Annotated in this window: 1 protein-coding gene and 1 pseudogene; one reads left to right on the top strand and one right to left on the bottom strand. The window is 52.2% G+C overall.

What is annotated here, in order from left to right:
* Positions 1 to 294: 294 nt before the first annotated feature.
* Complete coding sequence (locus D7Y06_RS27565; protein WP_243119512.1) at positions 295 to 624, bottom strand: hypothetical protein; 330 nt, start codon at positions 622 to 624, stop codon at positions 295 to 297.
* Here D7Y06_RS27565 and D7Y06_RS25050 point away from each other — a divergent pair.
* A pseudogene (locus tag D7Y06_RS25050) lies at positions 613 to 1,362 on the top strand (DUF4368 domain-containing protein); the annotation flags it as partial. The gene D7Y06_RS27565 and the pseudogene D7Y06_RS25050 sit on opposite strands and share 12 nt — an antisense overlap.
* Positions 1,363 to 1,542 lie beyond the last annotated feature (180 nt).

Below are 1,542 nucleotides of genomic sequence, written 5' to 3'. Positions count from 1 at the left end.
AAAAGTGGCATATCCCCAATAAATTCAAGGGATTCTGCCACTTTGTTTTTCTGTAACTGTCGAAGATGGGATATGCCATATTAGCCATAGTTTTTTGGAGTTGTTGGTAAAGTTGTTTAGTAAATGACTATCAGCTACATATAAATCATCAGAAGGAGCATAAATGCAAGAAACCTTCGGGAACCAATACGCATAACCGCACCTCCTGTTTTATAAAAGGGCCTGGGGTTGCTTTTGAACCTGTCAGCCCCAGGCTTTTCTATCAGATATAGGTGGCTCTACGCCGCCCCCGTCTTACACAGGTTCATCGTCCGACCCGTCAAACTCGCTCCCGTCCTCATCGTCAGGGTCGGCATCCTCCGGGAGGCCGTAGTCCTCCTCGTCGTCCAGATAATCCGCGTCCGGGTCAGGCTTTGCCTGTTCCTTTTTCTTTCCCTTGAAGAACTTGGTATAGGCAAAGAAGCCGCCTCCGCCCAAGAGCGCCAGCACAAGGATAAGGGCGGGCAGTGGGTTCACCCTGGGCGCGGGTTTCTCCGCATCCGGCTTGTCCTCGCCGTCCCCGTCCTCCGGGGGCTGGGTCTCGGCGGGCGGCTGGGCCTCCGGCTCAGGCTTGAGAACCACCACGAACCAATCATAGACCGTGACACATGGGAGCGTGTGCAGGAGCTACGCAAGCAGCGCAAACGCCCCAACCGCTATGATGAAGTGGGCTTGTTCTCCGGCATACTCTTTTGTGCCGATTGCGGCAGCGTCATGTACCAACAAAGGTATCAGACGGACAAGCGGCGGCAGGACTGCTACATATGCGGCAGCTACAAGAAGCGCACCCGTGACTGTACGGCGCACTTTATCCGCACCGACCTTTTGACCGAGGGAGTGACGGAGAATTTGCGGAAAGTCACCAGCTATGCCGCCAAGCACGAAGCCCGGTTTATGAAGCTCTTGACCGAGCAGACCGAGGACGGGAGCAAACGCCGGAACGCCGCCAAGAAGAAAGAACTGGAAGCGGCAGAAAAACGGATTGCGGAACTCTCCGCTATCTTCAAGCGGCTGTATGAGGACAGCGTGGCGGGGCGCATATCGGACGAGCGTTTCACGGAACTTTCGGCAGACTATGAAGCCGAGCAAAAGGAACTGAAAGAGCGTGCCGCCGTTCTGCAGGGCGAGCTTTCAAGGACTCTGGAAGCCACGGCAAACGCTGAAAAGTTTATGAAAGTAGTCCGCAAGTACACCAGCTTTGAGGAACTTACCCCTACCCTGTTGCGGGAGTTTGTGGAGAAAATCGTAATCCACGAATCGGAAGCCCTTGACGGGAAACGCCGGGGGAAGCTCCGCAGACAGGAAATCGAAATCCAATGTTAACAACTTAGTAGTGGTATGACATTACAACAGGATTAAGCCATTGAACCAACAATAATAGATGATAGGAATGATAAAAATACACTAAAAAAGGGCGGACTTCCCCCTTGGTGCTATCAGCTGTTTTTTCATATAGTGGTTATATTGTAGAATGTAAAGAAGTTGGCATCACCACCTTTCTTA

The organism is Roseburia sp. 1XD42-69, from assembly GCF_003612565.1.
In the GTDB taxonomy this organism is placed as follows: domain Bacteria; phylum Bacillota; class Clostridia; order Lachnospirales; family Lachnospiraceae; genus Roseburia_B.
This window is presented reverse-complemented; position numbering and strand designations above follow the sequence as displayed.